Here is a 21,331-nt window from a genome sequence, read left to right on the forward strand (position 1 = left end):
CCTAATGCAACCATCTGAAAAGGCCCTCGTGCCGTTTGTGTCTGTCGACAATATGATGAGACTGGTCCATCACATCGGCGTCGAACGGATGATCACCGATATTGCGGCGCAGATCGAAGCTGATTTCAAACGGTGGGAAAGCTTTGACAAAACACCCCGTATCCCTGCCCACTCGCCGCATGGGGTGATTGAACTGATGCCAACCTCAGACGGTGAGGCCTATGGGTTTAAATACGTCAACGGCCACCCCAAGAACACCTCCGAGGGCCTACAGACCGTTACCGCATTTGGACTGCTGGCAGACGTCTACACAGGCTATCCGACCCTGCTGACCGAAATGACCATGCTGACTGCATTGCGCACCGCAGCTACCTCTGCCCTGGTCGGCAGTTATCTTGCGCCCAAATCGGCCTCGACCATGGCAATGATCGGGAATGGCGCGCAATCCGAATTTCAGTGCCTCGCCTTCAAGGCCATGTGCGGGATTGATACTGTTCGCTTGTACGATACCGACGCGGCTGCCACCGAAAAATGTGCGGCCAACTTGGCGGGCTCTGGCCTCTCGGTCGTGAAATGCAAATCCCCTGAGGACGCCATCGAAGGCGCGCATATCATCACGACCTGCACAGCGGACAAGAAAAATGCCACGATCCTGACCGATAACTTGGTCGGCCCAGGCGTCCACATCAACGCGATCGGCGGCGACTGTCCTGGCAAAACCGAACTGCACAGAGATATCCTGCTACGCTCTGAAATATTCGTCGAATACCCGGAACAAACCCGTATTGAGGGCGAGATTCAGGCCCTTGAAGACGATCATCCCGTCACCGAGTTGTGGCAGGTCATGACGGGTCAGGCCGAGGGTCGTAAAGATGATCGTCAGATCACGTTGTTTGACAGCGTAGGCTTCGCGATCGAGGATTTTTCAGCCCTGCGCTACATCCAGTCCGCAGTCCGGGGCACAGATTACTACGAACCCCTGGACATGCTGGCAGACCCTGACGACCCGCGCGATCTGTACGGAATGCTGATGCGAGCGAAATAGAGATACCCTGCCCCCGTGCGCCAGCCGGGGGCAGGTATCACCAAAGATTGACTTCGCCAGATGCCAATTACCCGGCCAGCGAAGGCAGGTACAGAACGATGCCCGGAAAGGCGACCAGCAGCGCAATCGTCACGGCGTCGGCGATGAAAAACGGCGTCACGCCCTTGAACACGTCCTGAACGCTCAGATCAGGGCGGACGCCGGCAACGACAAAGCAATTCAAACCGATCGGTGGCGTGATCAGGCAGAACTCGGCCATTTTCACTACCAAAATACCAAACCAGATGGCGCACATCGGACCGGACATCCCAAACGTACTTTCCGCAGCGGTGACGGCCTCGCCCCCGTTCAGCGCCATAACTGCCGGATAGACAACCGGCAGAGTCAGCAGCAGCATCCCGATGGCATCCATGAACATGCCGAGCACCGCATAGGCCAGCAGGATGCAGATCAGGATCAGCATGGGTGACATGGTCAGCGATGTGATCCAATCGGAAAACGCGTTCGGCAAATCGGCGAATCCCAGGAACCTGACATAGATCAGCACACCCCAGATGATCGAAAAGATCATTGCGGTCAATTTGGCTGTCTCGAGCAGTGCGGATTTCAACTCTGCCCATCTCATGCCGTGGAACAAGGCGAAACAGAATACGATGAAGGCACCTATTGCGCCGCCCTCGGTTGGTGTGCCCCAGGCTTTCTCACCAAAGGGGTTATAGACAAAACAGATGATGATCAGGATCACCGCCACAATCGGCAGAGCGCCAGGCAAAGAAGCAAAACGCTGTTTCCAGGTAAAGCCAGTGACCGGTGGGCCGACATTCTTGAACACCACCGCGATACCGACGATCAGCAACCCGTAAATAACCGCCGAAAAGGCTCCCGGTATGAACCCGGCGAGCAACAGCTTGCCCACATCCTGCTCTACGATGATCGCATAAATCACAAGGATCGCAGAAGGTGGGATCAGCGAGGCTAACGTGCCGCCTGCGGCGACAACGCCCGCCGCAAATTGTTTGTTGTACCCTACCTTCAGCATTTCCGGGATCGCGATCCGGGCAAATACCGCAGATGTCGCGACCGATGCCCCCGAGACCGCAGCAAAACCAGCGGTGGCGAACACGGTTGCGACCGCAAGCCCACCCGGAACCCATGCCACCCAGCGCTTGGCCGCCTCGAACAGCGCGCGCGTCAGGCCTGCGTAGTAGGCAAGGTAACCGATCAGGATAAAGGTCGGGATCAGGCTGAGCGTATGGGCTGCAACCTTGGAATGCGGCACTTGCCCTGCGGTTTTTACCGCAACGGTCAGCGCCTTGCCAAATCGGTCAGGATCATATCCGAATTTGGCCCAGAATATCCAAACCAGACCGATCAGCCCCGCCAAAGCCGCGGCAAAAGCCACACGCATTCCGGTGATAACCAGAACCAGCAGACCACCGGTGACCCAGAGGCCAATCTCAATCGAGTCCATTTACTAGTCCTGCCCTTCGAATTGTTCGGCTTCAGCGGCAGCCTGCGCAGCAGCGTCCTGTATCATCGGCACCGCAACTGGGTTTTGTAGGCCCAGCACAAAGGCCCGTCCATAACCCCAGATTTGCAGCACAAGCCGCAAGCAAAGTACCGAAAACGCAATAGGTGCCAGTAACTTGGCAGGCCAGAGCGGGATGCCAATGTCGATCGAGCTGTCCCGGCTCCACAGAGGTGCGCCAAAGTCGAATGATCTGTCGAAATGGGACCAGCTGCCCCAGACCAATGCCAACATGAGCACCAGGATGAGAACGACCGAAATCAACTCGAACAGCCACAAAGCCCGTCCGTGTAGCCGCGAAATGACAATATCCATCCGGATATGGCCCCCATCGCGTTGTACGTAAGAGATACCTAGAAACGCAATCAAAGGCATGGCTTGCTCGATCCAATCGACATAGCCCGGCAATGGCGCGTTATAGGCGTTGCGCCCGCTCACCGAGACAACTGCCAGCACCATTAACCCGAACACGGCAATTCCGCTGATCAGTGCAAGCGTACGCTCGGCCCTTAACAGCAGCTGGTCCAGCCTGCTCAGACGGCTATCATCCGCAAGCACCGTCGCCTGTCCTGCCATTCCGCTGGCCCTTTCTGTATTGGAATCAGTGTCCGGGTACCGCGCTGGGTACCCGGAACGCGTGATCAGTTCCCGCCACGCTGTTGTTTCAGCGTCAGTTGAACAAGATCATATAGATCCTGCGCAGGCAGACCCTGCGCGGACATGTCAGCGATCCATTGCTCGCGGATCGGATCAGCAGCCTTGGTGCGGAATTCCTCCAGCACGGCCTCGTCGATCTGAACTTTCTGCACGCCTTTTTCGGTCAACACACCATCCCACTGCTCCAGCAGACCGCCGTAATTGGCGAGATAATGGGCAATGGCCTCGTCGACAGAACTGTTAAGCGCTTCACGATGTTCCGCAGGCAGAGCTTCGTAGGCGTCGATATTGACCACAACCGGACAGTTTACAGTGCCGGGGTTCAGGTTGGCCGTCCACCAGTCGGCTTCGTTGATAGTGCCGAAAGACAAATGTGCGTGCTGAGCAAAGGCCACTGTATCAACAACACCAGATTCCATCGCATTAAACGCCTCGGTCGCGGGCACCGATGTTGGAACACCGCCAACGGCCTCAAACGCCTTGCCCAGCCCGCCAGTCGCACGTACACGCATGCCGTCAAAATCGGCAAGCGTTGAGCGCGGATCACCGGTTCCAACGATATTATACTGGGGCATTGGCGACGTCATGATGATCCGGGCATTCCACTGAGCCATCTCATCCTTAACGGCGGGATGATCATATACAGCGTGGCTGACGGCCACCTCTTCTTCCAAATTGTTCACACCCAGGAACGGCAGTTCAAGTACAGTGATCGCCCGATTTTTGTCGCGGTGATAGCCTGCGCAGAACTGCGCCATCTCGAATGCACCGATCTCAATCCCGTCCAGATTCTCTTTCGGCTTTGACAGCCCGCCATAGCTGACATTGATCGTGAATTCGCCACCGGTTTTTTCGCTGACCAGTTCAGCCAGTTTCTCGACATGTTCGGTAAAGGCCCGGCGTTTGCCCCAGACCGAAGCATTCCATTCTGTTGCTGCAGCTTCGGTAACGAATGCAACAGTCAGGGCGGCGACGGCGGCACCGCTCAACATTTTAGTCATAGTGATTTCTCCCATTGATGCGCCCCCTTTTTTGGGTCGCTTGCGCGTAAAGCTAGCGCCAACATCGATATGTGCCAACCCCTGCCAGACCACCCACCAAAATCTGCAATCCGCCCGCCAGCGCTAACAATCATAAGGTGTATATGAAATGTGTAAATTTCACGGGCGAGCACTTTGAAAACAGTTGAAATGTGGTTAACATCTATATTGCTGTTTTAAATATGTTTTTTTACTATCTTACGATTTCCTTTACAAATCCCCCAGAGGGAATGAAATTTATTAACAAATAAACCCTGCTATTTCTGTAATTTATTTCTTTGTTTTCTGATCTCCGTATTATCCTGCATCGGGAGGAAACAGGTCGACATTGCCTGTTCAGCGGGCAAGATTGTCCCAGTGAATTTAAGTCCAGAGGGAGGAACCTCAGAATGACAACCGCTGCTCAGGCAGATGCCAAAGTTTATCCGCCATCCGCAGAAATTTCTGCGCGTGCGCATGTCGATGCCAAGAAATACGGCGAAATGTACACGGCTTCTATAAACGACCCCGTTGCATTCTGGGGCGAACAAGGCAAACGCGTTGACTGGATCAAACCCTATACCCAAGTGAAAGACGTCAGCTATGATTTGGGCTCGGTCGGGATCAACTGGTATGCGGATGGCACTCTGAACGTTTCAGCCAACTGCCTGGATCGTCATCTGAATACACGCGGCGATCAGACTGCGATCATCTGGGAACCTGATGACCCGAATGAACCCGCCCAACACATCACCTATGCCGAACTGCACCGCCGTACCTGCCGGATGGCAAATATCCTGGTTTCCATGGGCGTGCGCAAAGGCGACCGTGTGGTCATTTATCTTCCGATGATCCCCGAGGCTGCATATGCGATGTTGGCGTGCGCACGTATCGGCGCAATCCACTCTATTGTTTTTGCAGGGTTTTCCCCCGATGCCCTGGCTGCACGCGTCAACGGATGCGACGCCAAGGTTCTGATTACAGCTGATGAGGCCCCTCGCGGCGGCCGTAAGACACCGTTGAAGTCAAACGCAGACGCGGCCCTGCTGCACTGCAAGGACACGGTGAAATGCTTGGTTGTCAAGCGTACCAACGGCCAGACCACATGGATCGACGGGCGCGACTACGACTATAACGAAATGGCGCTCGAGGCGGATGACTATTGCGCGCCTGCGGAAATGGACGCCGAAGACCCTCTGTTCATTCTGTATACCTCCGGTTCGACCGGTCAGCCGAAGGGTGTCGTGCACACGACCGGCGGATATCTGGTCTATGCGGCAATGACGCATGAGATCACCTTCGATTACCATGAAGGCGACGTCTATTGGTGTACCGCCGATGTCGGCTGGGTGACCGGCCACAGCTATATCGTCTATGGACCGCTGGCCAATGGCGCGACCACGCTGATGTTCGAAGGTGTTCCGACCTATCCGGATGCATCCCGCTTTTGGCAGGTCTGTGAAAAGCACAAGGTCAATCAATTCTACACGGCCCCTACCGCCTTGCGCGCCCTGATGGGGCAAGGCAATGAATGGGTCGAGAAATGCGATCTGAGCGATCTGCGCACGCTGGGCACTGTGGGTGAGCCGATCAACCCGGAAGCGTGGAACTGGTACAATGACGTTGTCGGCGGTGGGCGCTGCCCGATCGTGGACACCTGGTGGCAAACCGAAACCGGCGGTCACCTGATGACCCCCCTGCCCGGTGCCCACGCGATGAAGCCCGGCTCGGCCATGAAGCCGTTCTTTGGCATTCAGCCCGTGGTTCTGGACCCGCAATCCGGGGTCGAGATCGAAGGCAACGGAGTCGAAGGCGTGTTGTGCATCAAGGACAGCTGGCCGGGTCAGATGCGCACGGTCTGGGGCGATCATGAACGGTTCGAGAAGACCTACTTCTCGGATTACAAAGGATATTACTTCACCGGTGACGGCTGTCGTCGTGACGAAGATGGCGATTACTGGATCACCGGACGTGTGGACGATGTGATCAACGTTTCTGGCCACCGGATGGGTACGGCCGAGGTCGAGAGCGCTCTGGTGGCACATGCCGCCGTGGCCGAGGCCGCGGTTGTGGGCTATCCCCATAATATCAAAGGGCAAGGCATCTATTGCTATGTCACCTTGATGAATGATCGCGAACCCTCGGACGAGCTTGTGAAAGAGCTGCGCACCTGGGTTCGGACCGAGATCGGACCGATTGCCAGCCCGGATGTGATCCAATGGGCTCCTGGCCTGCCAAAAACCCGCTCGGGCAAGATCATGCGCCGTATCCTGCGTAAGATCGCCGAGAATGATTTTGGATCGCTCGGTGACACATCGACCCTGGCTGATCCGTCCGTGGTCGACAACTTGATCGAAAACCGCGCAAGCAAGTGAGGATGTGATGGACGCTGCCACGATCACTACACCCACCGTACTGATCCTTCTCGGCCCCCCGGGCGCCGGGAAGGGTACACAGGCCCGTATGCTCGAAGACAAGTTCGGGCTTGTCCAACTCAGCACGGGTGACCTGTTACGGGCGGCAGTTGCCGCGGGAACCGAAGCCGGAAAAGCCGCCAAAGCTGTCATGGAGGCAGGTGATCTGGTCAGTGACGATATCGTAATTGCAATCCTGCGGGATCGTCTGGCCGAACCGGACTGCGCCAAGGGCGTCATTCTGGACGGCTTCCCCCGCACCACGGTTCAGGCACAGGCGCTGGACGCGCTGCTGTCAGAGACCGGTCAGAAGATCAACGCAGCCATCAGTCTTGAGGTTGAAGACGCTGAAATGGTGATCCGTATTTCCGGCCGTTACACATGTGCCGGATGTGGCGAAGGGTTCCATGATCGGTTCAAAACGCCCGCAGTCGAAGGCAAATGCGACAAATGCGGCAAGACCGAGTTCAAGCGCCGCGCAGATGACAATGCTGAAACCGTCGCCTCACGGCTGGCTGCCTATCACGCGCAGACCGCGCCGCTGATCACTTATTACCAAGACCACGGCGTTCTGAAAGGTCTGAACGCAATGGGCAATATCGAAGACATCGCCGGCAATCTGGAACGGATCGTCAGCGACACAATGAACTAGGGGAATATGGCCCGCCCTCAATAAGGGCCTAATTCCTAAAGGAAAACTTCAAAGGACCCGCTCTGGCGGACCAGAGAAGTCTTGCCTGATGCCACCTGGCATCAAGCATATCGAAAAGTGGCCCCGCGCGCTGGAGGGTTAGGACAACGGGCCGCTCAAAGAGAAAGCGAAGGAGGAACCCGCGATGGCGGATCAATCAACACACTCCGCGCAGACTGCCGAAGCCGATAAGGGCTATTGGCAGGCCAACCTGCGTCTTATCTACATCAGCCTGGTAATCTGGGCGCTGGTGTCGTTTGGATTCGGCATTTTGCTGCGTCCACTTCTGTCCGGCATTTCCGTCGGCGGAACCGATCTCGGCTTTTGGTTCGCTCAGCAGGGATCCATCTTGGTCTTTCTGCTGCTGATCTTCAACTACGCCTGGCGGATGAACAAGCTAGACGCTGAATACGGCGTTGAGGAGGAGTAAGGCCCTATGGACCAGTTTACCATCAACCTGCTGTTTGTGGGCGCGTCCTTTGCGCTTTACATCGGCATCGCGATCTGGGCCCGTGCTGGGTCCACATCAGAATTCTACGCCGCCGGTCGCGGCGTTCACCCGGTCACCAATGGTATGGCGACAGCGGCAGACTGGATGTCTGCGGCCTCGTTCATCTCGATGGCGGGCCTCATCGCCTTTACCGGCTATGACAACTCATCCTTCCTGATGGGTTGGACCGGTGGTTATGTGCTGCTGGCGCTGCTTCTTGCCCCTTACCTGCGTAAGTTCGGCAAGTTCACCGTGTCAGAGTTCATCGGCGACCGCTTTTACAGCCAGACCGCGCGTATCGTGGCGGTGATCTGTCTGATCGTAGCGTCTGTGACCTACGTGATCGGCCAGATGACCGGCGTTGGCGTAGCTTTTGGCCGCTTCCTTGAAGTGTCAAACACCACCGGGTTGTTAATTGGTGCAACCGTTGTGTTCGCCTACGCGGTGTTTGGGGGGATGAAGGGCGTGACCTACACACAGGTCGCTCAGTACTGCGTGCTGATCACCGCCTACACAATCCCAGCCATCTTTATTTCCCTGCAACTGACTGGCAATCCGGTTCCGGCTCTGGGTCTGTTTGGTGATACCGCCAGCGGTGAACCGCTGCTGACCAAGCTGGATGCGATCGTGACCGAGTTGGGCTTTAACGAATACACCGCCCACCACTCGGACACGCTGAACATGGTGCTGTTCACGCTGTCGCTGATGATCGGTACGGCCGGTCTGCCGCACGTTATCATGCGTTTCTTCACCGTGCCGAAAGTGGCTGATGCCCGCTGGTCTGCCGGTTGGGCGCTGGTGTTCATCGCACTGCTGTACCTGACCGCCCCTGCGGTTGGCGCAATGGCCCGTCTAAACATCAGTGACATGATGTGGCCAAATGGCGGCATCGAAGGTGGCGCCGTATCCGTCGAAGATATCGACAACGACGCCCGTTATGACTGGATGGCCACATGGAAGAAAACCGGCCTGCTGGACTGGGAAGACAAGAACGGCGACGGCAAGATCCAGTACTATAACGACAAGAATGCCGACATGCAGGTGCTTGCGGAAGAGAAGGGCTGGGTCGGAAACGAGCTGACCAAGTTCAACCGTGACATCCTGGTTCTGGCCAACCCCGAGATTGCCAACCTGCCGGGTTGGGTGATCGGTCTGGTCGCTGCCGGTGGTCTTGCGGCTGCTCTGTCGACCGCTGCGGGCCTGTTGCTGGCGATCTCGTCCGCGGTGTCACACGACCTGATCAAAGGCGCGATCAACCCGCAGATTTCGGAAAAATCCGAGCTTCTGTCGGCGCGGATCGCAATGGGCGTGGCCATTGTTGTGGCGACATATCTGGGCCTGAACCCTCCGGGTTTTGCAGCGCAGACCGTTGCCCTGGCGTTTGGTCTGGCAGCTGCCTCGATCTTCCCGGCGCTGATGATGGGGATCTTCTCGACCCGCATCAACAACACCGGTGCGGTTGCTGGTATGCTGGCTGGTCTGACTGTGACCCTGGTCTACATCTTCCTGCACAAGGGCTGGTTGTTCATTCCGGATACCAACTCGTTCACGGATGCTGATCCTCTGTTGGGTACGATCAAGTCGACTTCGTTCGGCGCGATCGGTGCATTGGTCAACTTCACTGTCGCCTATGTGGTGGCTGGCATGACCAAAGAAACCCCGCAAGAGATCAAGGATCTGGTCGAAAGCGTCCGCATTCCCCGTGGCGCGGGTGCCGCTCAGGATCACTGAGTAGAGATGCGGCCCCTGCGCACCTTGCCAAAGGCCGTGTCTTTCGACTGACTACTCCCGCCCGGCATTCCACCGGGCGGGATTTTTCGAATAGAAACCGAGGAGTATCCGATGCCCCTGCCCAAAGCCGAGATCACGCGGTTTCTGAAATCCGTTCACCCTTATGACGCCCTGCCCGCCGATGATCTGGCAACGCTGTCTGATCAGATCGAAGTTTGGGAGGTCGAAGAAGGATCCCCGGTGTATCAACTGGGCGCGCCCCTGCCCGGCGTATTCGTCATTTACGAAGGACAGGTTGAAATCACTGACAGGAACGGCGCGATTGTCTCTCATCTGGGACTGCGCAATTCTTTCGGGGAACGCGGTTTACTGAAAGACGGTAAAGCCGCGACCAAAGCGCAGGCACACGCAAACTCGGTTTTTCTGGTGATCCCGCCCAACCTGATCCGAGACCTCATTGACGAACATGAAATCGTCGCCAAATTCTTTGATCGGACCCGCACGGAACGCTCCAGCCCCCAAAGCCTTGCAACCAGCGCTATCGACGTTCTGATGGCACATAACCCCGCAACCTGCCCCCCTAATACCACAGTTCGCGAAGCGGCGCAGATGATGAGGGACAGACATATTTCCTCTCTCTGCATCACCAAGGGGGACATTCTTTTGGGGATCGCCACCTTACGAGATATCTCGGGCAAATACGTTGCCGATGGGATGTCTGTGGATACCCCTGTATCGGCAATAATGACGGCAAACCCGGTGACGCTGTCGCCGTCTGATATCGGATCGGATGTTCTTCACATCATGATGGAGCGCGGCATCGGCCATATTCCGGTATCCGAAGCTGGGCGTCTGGTCGGAATTGTCACCCAGACAGACCTGACCCACTATCAGGCGGTCAATTCCGCCGAGTTGGTGCGCCGGATAGCAAATGCGCAAACCGCGCAGCAGATGGCAGAAGTGACCGAAGAGATTCCCCGGCTTCTGGTCCAGCTTGTCGCTGCCGGAAATCGCCACGAGATCGTTACACGCCTGATTACCGATATCGCCGACACAGCCACCAGACGTTTGCTGGCAATGGCGGAAAAACAGCTTGGACCACCACCTGTGCCTTACCTATGGCTGGCCTGCGGATCGCAGGGACGACAGGAACAAACCGGGGTGTCGGATCAGGACAACTGCTTGATGCTGGATGACAAAGTAACCGATGACGACATGCCATATTTCCAGGCACTGGCAAAAATCGTGTCGGACGGGCTGGATAAATGTGGGTACTTTTATTGTCCGGGCGACATGATGGCGACAAATCCACGCTGGTGCCAACCGGTAAGTGTCTGGCGTGATTATTTTCGCGGGTGGATCGCCAAACCAAACCCCGAGGCGCAGATGCTGGCCTCAGTCATGTTCGACCTGCGCCCCATTGGCGGCGCATTTCACCTGTTCGATGACCTGCAGTCCGAAACGCTGGCCGCGGCCCAAGCGAATTCAATCTTTGTGGCGCATATGATCTCGAACTCGTTAAAGCACACGCCGCCGCTGGGCCTGTTACGCGGGTTTGCCACGGTACGCTCGGGTGAACATCGCAACACGCTGGATCTAAAGCATAATGGCGTTGTGCCTGTGGTTGACCTGGCCCGGATATACAGCCTTCAGGGGCAACTGTCCCAGGCCAATACACGTGCCCGCCTGAAAGCAGCTGGGGCGGCAGGCGTCCTCAGCCCCTCAGGTACCCGCGACCTGCTGGACGCTTACGATCTGATCGCCGAAACGCGGCTGGACCATCAGGCCCGTCTGGTGAAAGGCAACAAGAATCCGGACAATTTCCTGCCCCCATCCGATCTTTCGGACTTTGAGCGAAGTCATCTGCGAGATGCCTTTGTCGTGGTAAAAACAATGCAATCGGCGGTCGGCCACGGTAAAGGTATGCTGGGCTAAACCCTCAGGAACCTTGGAGAGTATTCATGTTCTTTGAACTGATCGGCACCATATTTGCAGGCGTCGCGCTAGCCGGCATCGTGATGGTAATCAACAAACTGACGGGCGGACGCCTGCCTCGTTGGTCCGCACCAGTCGCGGCCGGCATTGGTATGATCGGGATGACGATCAACAGCGAGTATTCATGGTTTGACCGCACGCGCGATACGCTTCCAGATGGTCTGATCATCATTCAAGAGGTCGAAAGCCGCGCTTTGTACCGTCCCTGGACCTATGCGATGCCCTTTGTTGATCGTTTTGCCGCAATCGACACCCTATCTGTGCGCACCAATGACCAAGTGCCTGAACAGCGCCTCGTTGAACTGTATTTCTTTGGCCGTTGGGCACCGGTTTCAAAATTGCCGGTCGCTGTGGATTGCGACAAGAACCAACGCGCCAATCTGGCGGATGGGGCAGAGTTTGGTGACAACGGCCAGTTGCTGAACGCCGATTGGGTAACAGGTTCTACCAACGATCCGATCATCGAGGCCACTTGCGGAGTGTAACATGCTGACCCGATTAAGCCTGCGCCTGCGGATTTTCCTGTTCTTCTGCCTGCTGGCGGTCGGCGGGGTTGCCGTCAGCTCGGTTGCGCTTTGGGTCAGCTACAGGCGGGCGGCGGATCCGACCCTTTTCGACGCGTTCATCTTTGCAGAGATCGTCATCGGGTTCGGTCTGCTGGCCCTGATCGCCGCTGTCTGGCTATTGTTCGACGATAATGTCGCCAAGCCGATCGAAAGGCTTTCCGCTGAACTGCGCGCACGAGCGCATGCCGGTGTCAGCCGCGACCTCGATCTGCAAGCCGCGCGGTATCTTGGCGACCTGGCCCCTGCGGCTGCCGGTCTGGCCAACCAACTGTCCGACAAGACCATGGGCGTGGCAGAGGCTGTCGCTGCTGAAACCGAGCATCTGGCTGTGGAACAGCAAAGGCTTAGGGCGCTTTTGACTGAAATTCCTGTAGCCATATTGCTGGCTAGCCCCTCTCACAGGCTCGTTTTGTATGACGGACAGGCGGCCGAGGTTCTGGCACAGATTTCGCATCCACGCCTGAATGCGCCACTGTTCGATTACTTCCAGCCAGACGCGCTGCAGAAAGCCTATGCCAAACTGGCCAAGACCGGGATGGAGGCATCCTGTTCGCTGACCAGCATTGATGGGGCGCAGACCTATTCAGCCCGCATGAAACCGCTGGGGGAAACTTCCGGCTATATGCTAATCCTAGATGACAGCGCCGCCAATATAGCGCCTGAGGCTGCCAGACCTCTAGTCTATGACTTTGGTTTGCTGAACACATCCACCGACCAATCATTCGAGACATTGCCTCTGCGCGAGCTTTGTTTTGTTGTCTTCGACACCGAAACCACAGGCCTGCTGCCGCACAAAGACGAGATCGTCCAGATCGGCGCAGTCCGTGTGGTAAATGGACGGATGGTCGAAGGCGAAAGGTTGGATATGCTGGTGAACCCGGTCATGCCGATCCCTGCCGCCTCGACCAAGGTTCACAAGATCACGGATCGAATGGTCGAAGGCGCGCCGGAAATCGCCGAAGCCGGGCGTATCTTTCACGAATTCGCGCGAAATGCCGTAATCGTGGCGCATAATGCACCTTTTGATATGGCGTTTCTGCGACGCCACGCCGACCGTATGAAAGTTGAGTGGACGCATCCCGTACTGGATACGGTCCTGCTATCTGCGGTCCTGTTCGGCGCCAGCGACACGCACACTTTGGACGCGCTGTGCGAACGGCTGGACATTACAATTCCGCATGAGCTGCGCCATACGGCATTGGGTGATGCAGTTGCCACCGCCGAGGCGCTGGTTCGGATGCTTCCAATGCTGCAAGCGCGCGGGATGAATACGTTTGGCGAGGTCATCGAAGCAACCCGCCGGCATGGTCGTCTGCTTGAGGACCTGAACTGAGGGCGAAATATGCACCTCAAGCGCAGCTTTTCATGGACAATCCCGGCTTGCCATGGCACCTGAGGCGCGGCCACAGAATGAGCGTGAGATGACGGACCGCACCTTCACCCCAACCCCGGACAACAGCACCGCGTTTCGCGAGGCATTGGGGTGTTTTGGAACCGGCGTCACCGTTGTCACCACCGAAACATCGCTGGGGCCCCGCGCAATCACGGTCAATTCGTTTTCCTCGGTCTCGCTGACGCCTCCGCTGGTGCTGTGGTGCCTGGCGAAGGATTCAAACCGGTTCGACGCTTTCAAAGACTGCGATCACTATTCGATCCATGTGATGGCTGAGGAACAGCAGGAACAGGCCCTAAAATTCGCGCGCGAGGGTGCGGATTTTTCACATGCCAACTGGGCCGCAGATCACCGTGGTCGCCCTCGTCTGGCGGATTGTCTGGCACGGTTCGACTGCCAGCTTCATGCCCGGCACGAGGCAGGGGATCATCTGATCATCGTGGGTGAAGTAGAACAGGCCATGTACCGCACCGGCAAAGGTCTGATCTTCAAACGCGGTCAGTTCGGCGGGTTTGCCGATCTTCTTTAAGCCCTATTCGTCCAGCGATCCGTGGACGGCCAGCGCCTCAAGCTGGGTTTTCTGCGGTGTGATGATGCGAAACGCCTCAAGCACCCCGGTTTCAGACAGCTCACGGGCGACCGTCAGCAAGGTATTGGCGGCGTGATCATCGCATAGCTCTGCCATATGCGCGATCTCTTCCTGCGCAACACCCATGGCGGCCTCGACCGATGGGGCTCCGTAGAATTGCACGAAATGTTCCGCCAAATTCCGGGCAATCTGGTCGATCTCGGCCTGTTCAACCTGCGTCACCGCTACAAAGGTCACCCGGCCGAATGTCTCAACCCCTAACCAACCATTCGCAAAGGCCTGGCGGGCTTTACCCTCCAAATCGCCTTCGCCCCAATTCGAAAACTCGAACCCGCCGGAAATGCACCACTCACCCGTTCTCGCCGGAGAATGAAACACATTCATGTCGCTTTCATCGAAATGGATCGCACGGGCCAATTTCATTATCCGTTCTCCAGTAAGTTAGTCAGCGGGTGCAGGCGGGTGTCCGCACCATTGCGGATAAGCATACCAAACCGTTCATCAGTGCCCAAAAAGACCCCGATCTCGCCAAAGGGTTCGCCAACACCACGCAACAAACCCAACCATTCGCTGTGCAACGGCGCGTTGCCGTCTTCTTGCCAGCGGTTGAGCCATGTCAGCATATGGCGCGACCAGCTTTCGATCAGTTGGACAGGCTGGACCTCGGCACACCCTTCATCGTAGAGCGCTGTGATATCCGGGGTCTGGCCTGGCGCGGTGCTGGTCTGTAGCAAGGCCAGCTCCCAGCCGACAATCAACCAGTCAGGCTCAATCTGAGGGTCTGAAGTCGACGCAGCAACCTGAAACTTGCCGCAGGTCGCACCATTCACACAGATAGGGCCGCCCCAGTCCAGATGAACGGCAACCTCGGGCGGGGCCAGAGCGCCCAGCGCATTCTGAAACCCAACTCCGCAAAGCGGCAACATCACCATGGCGTCCTGCAATGAAACCTCAGGTGCAAATACAATGGCAACGCGCAAACGGTTTGCCTGAATGTTGTAGACCACCGTTCCCGCATCACAGCCCAGCGCTGCCATCGCCTGGGCGCGTTCGAACGGGTCTTCCCCGCCCTGAACGGCATGTCCAGTCAGCAACGGAGGAAAGACCGGCTGGGTCATGCATTGCCCTTGGTGATCATGTCGCGGGCAATCTTGCGGAAAGCTTCGGCCTGTGCACTGTCCGGCTTGCTGACAACGATGGGCGCTCCCCCATCCGCCGCAACCCGGATATCCAGATGCAGCGGAATCTCACCAAGCAGCGGAATGCCCAGCGCCTCGGCCTCAGCGGCGACGCCTCCATGTCCGAACACATGTTCCTCATGCCCGCAGTTGGAACAGATATGGGTCGACATATTCTCGATCATCCCAATAATCGGCGTCTTGAGCTGATTGAACATATCGATCCCTTTGCGCGCGTCGATCAGGGCCACGTCCTGCGGGGTCGACACCACGATGGCCCCGTCCACCTTGAACTTCTGGCTGAGCGTCAGTTGCACATCGCCGGTGCCCGGCGGTAGGTCGACAATCAAAACATCCAATGCGCCCCATTGCACCTGCCCCATCATCTGCTGCAGCGCCCCCATCAACATCGGGCCGCGCCAGACGACCGCCTGACCTTCGTTGGTCATCAGCCCCATCGACATCATCGTGACGCCGTGATTGCGCAGCGGCAGGATCGTCTTGCCATCTGGGCTGGCCGGACGGCCCGACACACCCAGCATCCGGGGCTGTGAGGGGCCATAGACATCCGCGTCCAACAGACCAACACGACGCCCTTCCGCTGCCAGAGCACAGGCCAGATTTGCGGATACGGTAGATTTGCCAACGCCGCCCTTACCGGAGGCCACAGCGATGATCCGATCCACGCCCGGAACCGCCTGCGGCCCGGTCTCCGACGGTTTCGGCTTGGGCTTAAGCTCGGGCGGGGCCTTTTCGGAATGCGCGGTCATCATGGCGGAAACCTTGTCGACCCCCTCCACTAACTGCGCAGCCTGCTCGGCGGCGGCGCGCACCGGCTCCATCCGCTCTGCCTGTTTCGGATCAATCTCAAGCACAAACCGCACTGTATCGCCATCGACATTCAACGCGCGGACAACTCCGGCGCTGACGATATCCTGGCCTGAAACCGGATCGGTGATTTTCTTCAGGTTCGCCAGAACCGCGTCACGAACACTCATGCCATTACCCTTTTGGTTTGCCCGGTCGTTGGGATACGTTTCATTGCATGTGTCTCCGTCTTTTTTTCGTTCATTTGACGCATTCGGGCGCAGGCCGATAAGCTGCCTTTATGCGGGTTACCTTCTTTTGCCTGAGCTTGCTGCTCTCTGCTACCCCCTCTTGGTCGCAAGAGGCGCTGGGGCTTGCCGCCCCGGATGAGGTTACAGACTCTGGTCTGTTGCAACATATTCTTCCGCGTTTTTCTCTCAAGACCGGGATACGCGTCGTTGCAGACGATTCCGGCGCTATGGCTTTGGGCGGTTCACCGCCAGGTGATCCGGTATTCGAGCGTCATGGCGTCACCTATCACCTGCGCATTGTGGACGACCCAAGGCAGATTCGGTTTCGGGAGTGGCTGCTTTCTGACATCGGCAAACGCACCGTTGAAAGCTTTAGCCCCGATAGCGGCCCGTCCTATTCGGCCAGTTTCACTGTCGAAGCCGCAACAGAGGGTCCGAAGATCGAAGGCGACGCTGTCCTGGGTGCGGAAATGTCGATGACCCATTGCGGGCGGTGCCATGTGATCGGTCCAGAGAACCAAATGAACGGGCTTGGCTCCACCCCCTCTTTCGCCGTGCTGCGGGCTATGCCGGACTGGTCCGAACGGTTCGAGGCCTTCTTTGCCCTGAACCCTCATCCCGCTTTCACGCAGATTGAGGACATAACCCCACCCTTCGATCCTCTGCGTCCCCCTCCAATCCACCCGGTCGAGATGACGCTGGAGGAGTTAGAGGCGATTATGGCCTTTGTCTCGGCCATCAAGGCAGCAGATCTGGGCGCGCCGCTACAGCTTCAATGATCCTTTCTTTTCGAGAAATAGTCCTCGGTCGTGACGACTTTGGGTTTCGGGTTTGACTGAAACGGGTTGTCCTTGTGCTGGAACTGCGCGTTCACACGACAGTTGTCACACATCTGGATCATGCGCGCCTGCTCGGATGTCGCAAACATCGGATGCGTACCAGACAGCTTTTCCATGATACGTTCGACGGTCGATTTGACACCAAAGAGGGCACCGCATTCCACACATGCAAAAGGGTCTTCTTCGTTCAACACGTCCTGAGACAGGGCCGCATCACCTAAATCCAGTTGCGGAACCAGAGTTATTGCATTCTCGGGACAGATTGTCCGGCACAGACCACATTGCAGACAGGCGTCCTGCTGGAAATTCAACTGCGGCATATCCGGGTTGTCGGCCAAAGCGCCTGACGGACAAAGGGACACGCAGCTGAGGCACAATGTACAGGCATCCGTATCCACCGCGATGGCCCCATAGGGTGCATTCTCGGGCAAGGGCAACGGGGCTGCGGCCTGCGGGTTCAGCGCCTGTGCGGCCAGTCGCGTAATCTGCCTGCGATTTCCCAGCGGCAGAACCGGGTCGGCCAAGGGGGGCGGCACGTCCTGCGCATATAGCAGGTCGGACAGCGCATCGGGATCAGCCTGGTCGATCAGTGCCATCCCTGCAGTCCCAGCGATAGCCTGCGCCAGCGCCAGTTCGCGGTCCAAGGCATCCCTTTCGGTTGTTGGGGCCAGCAGCACATCAACCCGCGCAAACCCATGCGCCAGCGCGGCCAGCATCTCGGCATGGCCAAAGCCCGAGATCACGTTCAGTTCTAGCGGGATCACATCCGCTGGAATCCCGCGTCCGAAACGGGCGGACAGACGGATCATTTCGGCCCCATGCGCGTCATGCACCAACAGTCGGGGTGCTTGCCCGCCTGCACGCCGGTAGGTTCGCGACAGAATGTGCATCCGTGACAGCAGCGCAGAAACGGGCGGATCCTCGTAAGTTATCGCGGTAGATGGGCAAACCGCCGCGCATTCTCCGCATCCCGCGCAAACCATAGGGTCGATGGCTACATGCTCGCCCGCAGGGGTGATCGCCCCGGTCGGGCAGATATCCAGACAATTCGTACACCCGACCTGTTCGGCACGGGAATGCGCACATAGAGATTCTTCCAGCCGGACATAGAGAGGTTTTTCAAATGTCCCGACCAGTTGCATGGCCTCGAACGACAGACGCTCCACGGCCACCGCATCTTTGGGATCTGCCCGCAAATACCCTTCGCGCTTGGACGGGGCCTGCACCAGAGGCATGCCGCCCGTTAGATCCACAACTATATCGCATGAGGAGTTCGCCCCGTCGCGTGGTTCGGTCCAACCAAAGGCCCCGCGTCCTCCGGGTTCAAGCTGCTGCAACGCATCCAGCTTTATCGAAAACCCGCCCAGCGCACCGGTCACCAAACGAACGCGCCCGCGTATCACATCAAAGCGGCGCGACATGGGCTCGGTGTCATCAGTGGTCAAAACTGTCACGGCCAATATGTCCGAGAGGCGTTCAGCCAACTCCAAACTTACTGCGCCGGGCCCGACTATGAAACACGTCCCTTCGCTGACCACATCGACACTGGGTGTGATCGGCTGAGGCAACACCGCCTCAGCAGCCAGCGCGGCCATTTTGGGGGCAGCATCCTGCCCTTGATCAGACCACCCGGCACGATCGCGAAGATCGACAAACCCTGGCACTTCGACACCTAACTCATCGGCCAATGCCAGGAAAACATCCTGCTCTTGCATACAGGCAATTACGACGTTGCCCTCTTGCAGCGGCTTGGCGGCGGATTCCAGTTCTTTCGTACATAATGCGGTGTGAATTCTGGAGCAGGCGACATCGCAAGCTGACGATAGCTTCTCAGCGTCAATGGTTTGCGTTCCCGCACAGTCACATAGCAGCAATCTCGTACCCATAACCTCCCCCGGATGTCCTCCCCAGTCCAAGGTCAGCTTAGAACCTCTGAAGAAAGTAGCAATGCCCGTGGGGGCCGGATCGCCGGAACAAAGCCCGATAAGAGCCGCGAGGACCGTAAACAATCGGTGAAGGGTGCATATTCGACCACCCAAGGACTTGGCAGGAAGCTACTTTGTGTACCATAGTAGACCCTGAGGAAGGCAGGGGAGAGCTTTCCAGGGAGGACTTAGTGGCCAAGGCCGCCAGCCAGATTGAAATGCCAATCGGCGTCGTCGTGCGCAAAACACCCGGGGTTACACGCTGGGCGCAATGGAACTGGCGCGCCGTCGCCGTGCTGCCCGGCGCTGGACCGGCCGATTGGTTGGAGATGCGGCGCGAGGGTGAAGCGGTCGAATACCACGCGGCCACCCTGCCCCTGACCCTGTGGTCAGATGAGGCCGAAGCCTACATGGTCAACCTGTCGGACGGGCAACCCTCGATCTATCTGGTCCTGCGCGATGCGCTGGATGGAACACAACCGATGGACGCTGTGCTGGTGACCGCCTCACCCTTCGAAGGACAGGACTACGCCGATACCGGCGAAGAGCTTGTCGAGAAAATCCCAATGACTGATGGGCTGATCGCTTGGGTACGTGATTTCGCAATGGAGCATCATCGCAACGAAGTCTTCGTCAAGCGCCGCCGTGATAAGAAACGCACCGATCTGGTTGAGGACGGCAAAGGGGATGTACGCATCCGGCAGGACTCGGATGTTTTCCGCGCCCCGCGGAGGATCGTGCAATGACCGAAACCCGCGATTTCTGGTCGCGCCGCAAGGCCGCCGTTCAGGCTGAGGCCAAAGCTGAGGTTGTAGCAGCACAAGAACAGGCTTTCGCTGAACAGCGGGGCGAGCTGGAAGAAAAGACTGACGCTGAAATTCTGGCGGAATTCAATTTGCCCGACCCTGATCAGTTGCAAGTTGGTGACGACGTCTCGGGTTTTATGGCCAAGGCAGTGCCTGACCGATTGCGCCGCCGCGCCCTTCGGCAGCTCTGGCGCCTAAACCCGGTTCTGGCCAATGTCGATGGGCTGGTGGATTACGGCGAGGACTATACCGACGCCGCCTGCGTGATCGAAAATATCCAGACCGCCTATCAGGTCGGCAAGGGAATGCTGGCCCATATCGAGGCTTTGGCCGCTCAGACCGAAGAGGAAGACGCAGCGCCTGAGGTTGAAGACCCAACACCAGAGCCTGAGCCTGAGTTGCCCGAAACGCCCGAGGTACACTCGGCAGAACCTGTAATGATTTCTGAAATCGACGACCCGGAAGAGGCAGAGCTTACGCCTGCCCCACGCCGCATGAAGTTTGAATACGAAGGATAACCGTATGACCGCAAGCAACGCGCAAAACCTGGACGTCTCAGCCGAGGATCGTCTGCGCGCGGATTTCTATAACTTCCTTGGGCTGCTGCTTGCGGCGCCTCCGGATCAGATGCTGCTTTCTCAGGTTACTGGTCTGACCGGCAATGAAACCGATCTGGGTCAGGCTATCAAGGCCATGTCGCGGGTCGCCAAGGTGACCAAACCCGCGGCTGCCGAACGCGAATTCAATGCCCTGTTCATCGGGCTAGGACGCGGAGAACTGCTGCCCTATGCCAGTTTCTACCTGACTGGTTTCCTGAACGAAAAACCGCTGGCGCAACTGCGCAACGACATGGCGGTTCGTCAGATCACACGGGCGCAGAACGTGTTTGAACCCGAAGACAATATCGCCTCGTTGATGGAGATGATGGCGGGCATGATCGTCGGTCGCTTTGGCGCGCCCGCCTCATTGGAAGATCAAAAAGCGTTCTGGAACAAACACATCGGCCCCTGGGCCGCACATTTCTATTCAGATTTGGAAGCTGCGGAAAACTCGGTTTTCTATGCCTCGGTCGGCACCGCCGGTCGGGTTTTCATGGAAATCGAGCGTGAAGCCTTTCGAATGACGGCGGGATGATCCCGCCATTCGCCAGCGCCCCAAAAGGCGCTAGATCGCAATTGGGAAAGGAGGATCCCATGAGCAAAACCAAGGAAGAAGGCGCCACGCGCCGTGACTTCTTGAAACTGGCCGGAACCGCAGCGCCCGCTGCAGTCGCCGCCGCCAGCCTGAGCGGACAAGCCGAAGCAGCCGAGCTACCGACGGATGAAACCCGCATTCAGGACACCGCGCATACGCGCGCATATCTGGACAGCGCCCGGTTCTGAACCCCGGACGTTGTCACCACCCGAC

Annotated in this window: 21 protein-coding genes; 14 read left to right on the plus strand and 7 right to left on the minus strand. The window is 57.6% G+C overall.

The features are described 5' to 3' along the window. The first annotated feature begins 4 nt into the window (after positions 1 to 4). Complete coding sequence (gene ocd / locus AC2FJW_RS02045) at positions 5 to 1,045, plus strand: ornithine cyclodeaminase (RefSeq protein WP_142634317.1); 1,041 nt, start codon at positions 5 to 7, stop codon at positions 1,043 to 1,045. Between the two features lie 67 nt (positions 1,046 to 1,112). Here ocd and AC2FJW_RS02050 read toward each other — a convergent pair whose 3' ends face one another. The 3 genes from AC2FJW_RS02050 to AC2FJW_RS02060 form a co-directional block, all read right to left on the minus strand. Continuing rightward, positions 1,113 to 2,516 (minus strand): TRAP transporter large permease, encoded by a 1,404-nt coding sequence (locus AC2FJW_RS02050; protein ID WP_496690699.1) that lies wholly within the window; start codon positions 2,514 to 2,516, stop codon positions 1,113 to 1,115. Positions 2,517 to 2,519: 3 nt separating this feature from the next. After that, positions 2,520 to 3,149 (minus strand): TRAP transporter small permease subunit, encoded by a 630-nt coding sequence (locus AC2FJW_RS02055; protein WP_142634321.1) that lies wholly within the window; start codon positions 3,147 to 3,149, stop codon positions 2,520 to 2,522. A 65-nt stretch (positions 3,150 to 3,214) separates the two neighbouring features. After that, positions 3,215 to 4,231, minus strand: a complete 1,017-nt coding sequence (locus AC2FJW_RS02060; protein ID WP_496695146.1) for a C4-dicarboxylate TRAP transporter substrate-binding protein — start codon at positions 4,229 to 4,231, stop codon at positions 3,215 to 3,217. Positions 4,232 to 4,659: 428 nt separating this feature from the next. Here AC2FJW_RS02060 and acs point away from each other — a divergent pair, with 428 nt between their 5' ends. The 8 genes from acs (at position 4,660) to AC2FJW_RS02100 (ending at position 14,058) form a co-directional block, all read left to right on the plus strand. Continuing rightward, entirely contained in the window at positions 4,660 to 6,624 is a 1,965-nt protein-coding gene (gene acs / locus AC2FJW_RS02065; RefSeq protein WP_496749081.1) for an acetate--CoA ligase, read from the plus strand. 7 nt (positions 6,625 to 6,631) lie between these two features. After that, on the plus strand, positions 6,632 to 7,315 hold the full coding sequence (locus AC2FJW_RS02070; RefSeq protein ID WP_496749082.1) for an adenylate kinase: 684 nt from the start codon (positions 6,632 to 6,634) through the stop codon (positions 7,313 to 7,315). 184 nt (positions 7,316 to 7,499) lie between these two features. Then, positions 7,500 to 7,784 carry a DUF4212 domain-containing protein gene (locus tag AC2FJW_RS02075; protein WP_142634329.1) on the plus strand — a complete coding sequence of 95 codons (285 nt, stop codon included), beginning with the start codon at positions 7,500 to 7,502 and terminating at the stop codon, positions 7,782 to 7,784. Positions 7,785 to 7,790: 6 nt separating this feature from the next. Then, positions 7,791 to 9,575, plus strand: a complete 1,785-nt coding sequence (locus AC2FJW_RS02080) for a sodium:solute symporter family protein (RefSeq protein WP_496749083.1) — start codon at positions 7,791 to 7,793, stop codon at positions 9,573 to 9,575. Positions 9,576 to 9,686: 111 nt separating this feature from the next. Then, entirely contained in the window at positions 9,687 to 11,510 is a 1,824-nt protein-coding gene (locus AC2FJW_RS02085) for a DUF294 nucleotidyltransferase-like domain-containing protein (protein ID WP_496749084.1), read from the plus strand. 26 nt (positions 11,511 to 11,536) lie between these two features. Continuing rightward, the gene (locus tag AC2FJW_RS02090) at positions 11,537 to 12,055 is read left to right on the plus strand and encodes a hypothetical protein (RefSeq protein WP_496749085.1); all 519 of its coding nucleotides are present in this window, start codon (positions 11,537 to 11,539) and stop codon (positions 12,053 to 12,055) included. A 1-nt stretch (position 12,056) separates the two neighbouring features. Further along, positions 12,057 to 13,469 (plus strand): 3'-5' exonuclease, encoded by a 1,413-nt coding sequence (locus AC2FJW_RS02095; RefSeq protein ID WP_496749086.1) that lies wholly within the window; start codon positions 12,057 to 12,059, stop codon positions 13,467 to 13,469. Positions 13,470 to 13,557: 88 nt separating this feature from the next. Then, positions 13,558 to 14,058 carry a flavin reductase family protein gene (locus AC2FJW_RS02100; protein ID WP_496749087.1) on the plus strand — a complete coding sequence of 167 codons (501 nt, stop codon included), beginning with the start codon at positions 13,558 to 13,560 and terminating at the stop codon, positions 14,056 to 14,058. A gap of 3 nt (positions 14,059 to 14,061) precedes the next feature. Here the strand turns inward: AC2FJW_RS02100 and AC2FJW_RS02105 are convergent, their stop codons facing one another. Genes AC2FJW_RS02105 through AC2FJW_RS02115 form a run of 3 tightly spaced genes read right to left on the minus strand, consistent with a single transcriptional unit; the run spans position 14,062 to position 16,294 of the window. Next, positions 14,062 to 14,541, minus strand: a complete 480-nt coding sequence (locus tag AC2FJW_RS02105; RefSeq protein ID WP_496749088.1) for a DUF6505 family protein — start codon at positions 14,539 to 14,541, stop codon at positions 14,062 to 14,064. Next, a complete protein-coding gene (locus tag AC2FJW_RS02110; protein ID WP_496749089.1) occupies positions 14,541 to 15,236 on the minus strand; it encodes a biotin/lipoate--protein ligase family protein in 696 nt (231 codons plus the stop codon). The genes AC2FJW_RS02105 and AC2FJW_RS02110 overlap by 1 nt, the downstream gene beginning before the upstream one ends. Further along, complete coding sequence (locus AC2FJW_RS02115) at positions 15,233 to 16,294, minus strand: Mrp/NBP35 family ATP-binding protein (RefSeq protein ID WP_496749090.1); 1,062 nt, start codon at positions 16,292 to 16,294, stop codon at positions 15,233 to 15,235. Before AC2FJW_RS02115 ends, AC2FJW_RS02110 begins: the two co-directional genes overlap by 4 nt. Positions 16,295 to 16,404: 110 nt before the next feature. On the opposite strand from AC2FJW_RS02115, the gene AC2FJW_RS02120 reads away from it, so the two are divergent. Next, a complete protein-coding gene (locus AC2FJW_RS02120; protein ID WP_496695135.1) occupies positions 16,405 to 17,133 on the plus strand; it encodes a hypothetical protein in 729 nt (242 codons plus the stop codon). On the opposite strand, the gene AC2FJW_RS02125 is transcribed toward AC2FJW_RS02120, so the two are convergent. Further along, positions 17,127 to 19,079 carry a 4Fe-4S binding protein gene (locus AC2FJW_RS02125; protein ID WP_496695134.1) on the minus strand — a complete coding sequence of 651 codons (1,953 nt, stop codon included), beginning with the start codon at positions 19,077 to 19,079 and terminating at the stop codon, positions 17,127 to 17,129. The genes AC2FJW_RS02120 and AC2FJW_RS02125 overlap by 7 nt on opposite strands. 230 nt (positions 19,080 to 19,309) lie before the next feature. Here AC2FJW_RS02125 and AC2FJW_RS02130 point away from each other — a divergent pair, with 230 nt between their 5' ends. The 4 genes from AC2FJW_RS02130 to AC2FJW_RS02145 are packed head-to-tail and all read left to right on the plus strand — an operon-like array spanning position 19,310 to position 21,306. After that, positions 19,310 to 19,864 carry a DUF3305 domain-containing protein gene (locus AC2FJW_RS02130; protein ID WP_496749091.1) on the plus strand — a complete coding sequence of 185 codons (555 nt, stop codon included), beginning with the start codon at positions 19,310 to 19,312 and terminating at the stop codon, positions 19,862 to 19,864. After that, complete coding sequence (locus tag AC2FJW_RS02135) at positions 19,861 to 20,442, plus strand: DUF3306 domain-containing protein (protein WP_496695132.1); 582 nt, start codon at positions 19,861 to 19,863, stop codon at positions 20,440 to 20,442. Before AC2FJW_RS02130 ends, AC2FJW_RS02135 begins: the two co-directional genes overlap by 4 nt. Positions 20,443 to 20,446: 4 nt before the next feature. After that, on the plus strand, positions 20,447 to 21,058 hold the full coding sequence (locus tag AC2FJW_RS02140) for a TorD/DmsD family molecular chaperone (protein WP_496749092.1): 612 nt from the start codon (positions 20,447 to 20,449) through the stop codon (positions 21,056 to 21,058). A gap of 59 nt (positions 21,059 to 21,117) precedes the next feature. Then, positions 21,118 to 21,306, plus strand: coding sequence for a ubiquinol-cytochrome c reductase iron-sulfur subunit N-terminal domain-containing protein (locus AC2FJW_RS02145; RefSeq protein WP_281994743.1), 189 nt, complete (start codon positions 21,118 to 21,120; stop codon positions 21,304 to 21,306). Positions 21,307 to 21,331: the final 25 nt, after the last annotated feature.

Source organism: Ruegeria sp. CDSA020, assembly GCF_059612345.1.

What these genes read in the sequence shown, in the direction of transcription:
- ocd (WP_142634317.1), top strand. Translation starts at nt 5, where the DNA reads ATGCAACCATCTGAAAAGGCCCTCGTGCCGTTTGTGTCTGTCGACAAT.
- AC2FJW_RS02050 (WP_496690699.1), bottom strand. Translation starts at nt 2,516, where the DNA reads ATGGACTCGATTGAGATTGGCCTCTGGGTCACCGGTGGTCTGCTGGTT.
- AC2FJW_RS02055 (WP_142634321.1), bottom strand. Translation starts at nt 3,149, where the DNA reads ATGGCAGGACAGGCGACGGTGCTTGCGGATGATAGCCGTCTGAGCAGG.
- AC2FJW_RS02060 (WP_496695146.1), bottom strand. Translation starts at nt 4,231, where the DNA reads ATGACTAAAATGTTGAGCGGTGCCGCCGTCGCCGCCCTGACTGTTGCA.
- acs (WP_496749081.1), top strand. Translation starts at nt 4,660, where the DNA reads ATGACAACCGCTGCTCAGGCAGATGCCAAAGTTTATCCGCCATCCGCA.
- AC2FJW_RS02070 (WP_496749082.1), top strand. Translation starts at nt 6,632, where the DNA reads ATGGACGCTGCCACGATCACTACACCCACCGTACTGATCCTTCTCGGC.
- AC2FJW_RS02075 (WP_142634329.1), top strand. Translation starts at nt 7,500, where the DNA reads ATGGCGGATCAATCAACACACTCCGCGCAGACTGCCGAAGCCGATAAG.
- AC2FJW_RS02080 (WP_496749083.1), top strand. Translation starts at nt 7,791, where the DNA reads ATGGACCAGTTTACCATCAACCTGCTGTTTGTGGGCGCGTCCTTTGCG.
- AC2FJW_RS02085 (WP_496749084.1), top strand. Translation starts at nt 9,687, where the DNA reads ATGCCCCTGCCCAAAGCCGAGATCACGCGGTTTCTGAAATCCGTTCAC.
- AC2FJW_RS02090 (WP_496749085.1), top strand. Translation starts at nt 11,537, where the DNA reads ATGTTCTTTGAACTGATCGGCACCATATTTGCAGGCGTCGCGCTAGCC.
- AC2FJW_RS02095 (WP_496749086.1), top strand. Translation starts at nt 12,057, where the DNA reads ATGCTGACCCGATTAAGCCTGCGCCTGCGGATTTTCCTGTTCTTCTGC.
- AC2FJW_RS02100 (WP_496749087.1), top strand. Translation starts at nt 13,558, where the DNA reads ATGACGGACCGCACCTTCACCCCAACCCCGGACAACAGCACCGCGTTT.
- AC2FJW_RS02105 (WP_496749088.1), bottom strand. Translation starts at nt 14,541, where the DNA reads ATGAAATTGGCCCGTGCGATCCATTTCGATGAAAGCGACATGAATGTG.
- AC2FJW_RS02110 (WP_496749089.1), bottom strand. Translation starts at nt 15,236, where the DNA reads ATGACCCAGCCGGTCTTTCCTCCGTTGCTGACTGGACATGCCGTTCAG.
- AC2FJW_RS02115 (WP_496749090.1), bottom strand. Translation starts at nt 16,294, where the DNA reads ATGAGTGTTCGTGACGCGGTTCTGGCGAACCTGAAGAAAATCACCGAT.
- AC2FJW_RS02120 (WP_496695135.1), top strand. Translation starts at nt 16,405, where the DNA reads ATGCGGGTTACCTTCTTTTGCCTGAGCTTGCTGCTCTCTGCTACCCCC.
- AC2FJW_RS02125 (WP_496695134.1), bottom strand. Translation starts at nt 19,079, where the DNA reads ATGGGTACGAGATTGCTGCTATGTGACTGTGCGGGAACGCAAACCATT.
- AC2FJW_RS02135 (WP_496695132.1), top strand. Translation starts at nt 19,861, where the DNA reads ATGACCGAAACCCGCGATTTCTGGTCGCGCCGCAAGGCCGCCGTTCAG.
- AC2FJW_RS02140 (WP_496749092.1), top strand. Translation starts at nt 20,447, where the DNA reads ATGACCGCAAGCAACGCGCAAAACCTGGACGTCTCAGCCGAGGATCGT.
- AC2FJW_RS02145 (WP_281994743.1), top strand. Translation starts at nt 21,118, where the DNA reads ATGAGCAAAACCAAGGAAGAAGGCGCCACGCGCCGTGACTTCTTGAAA.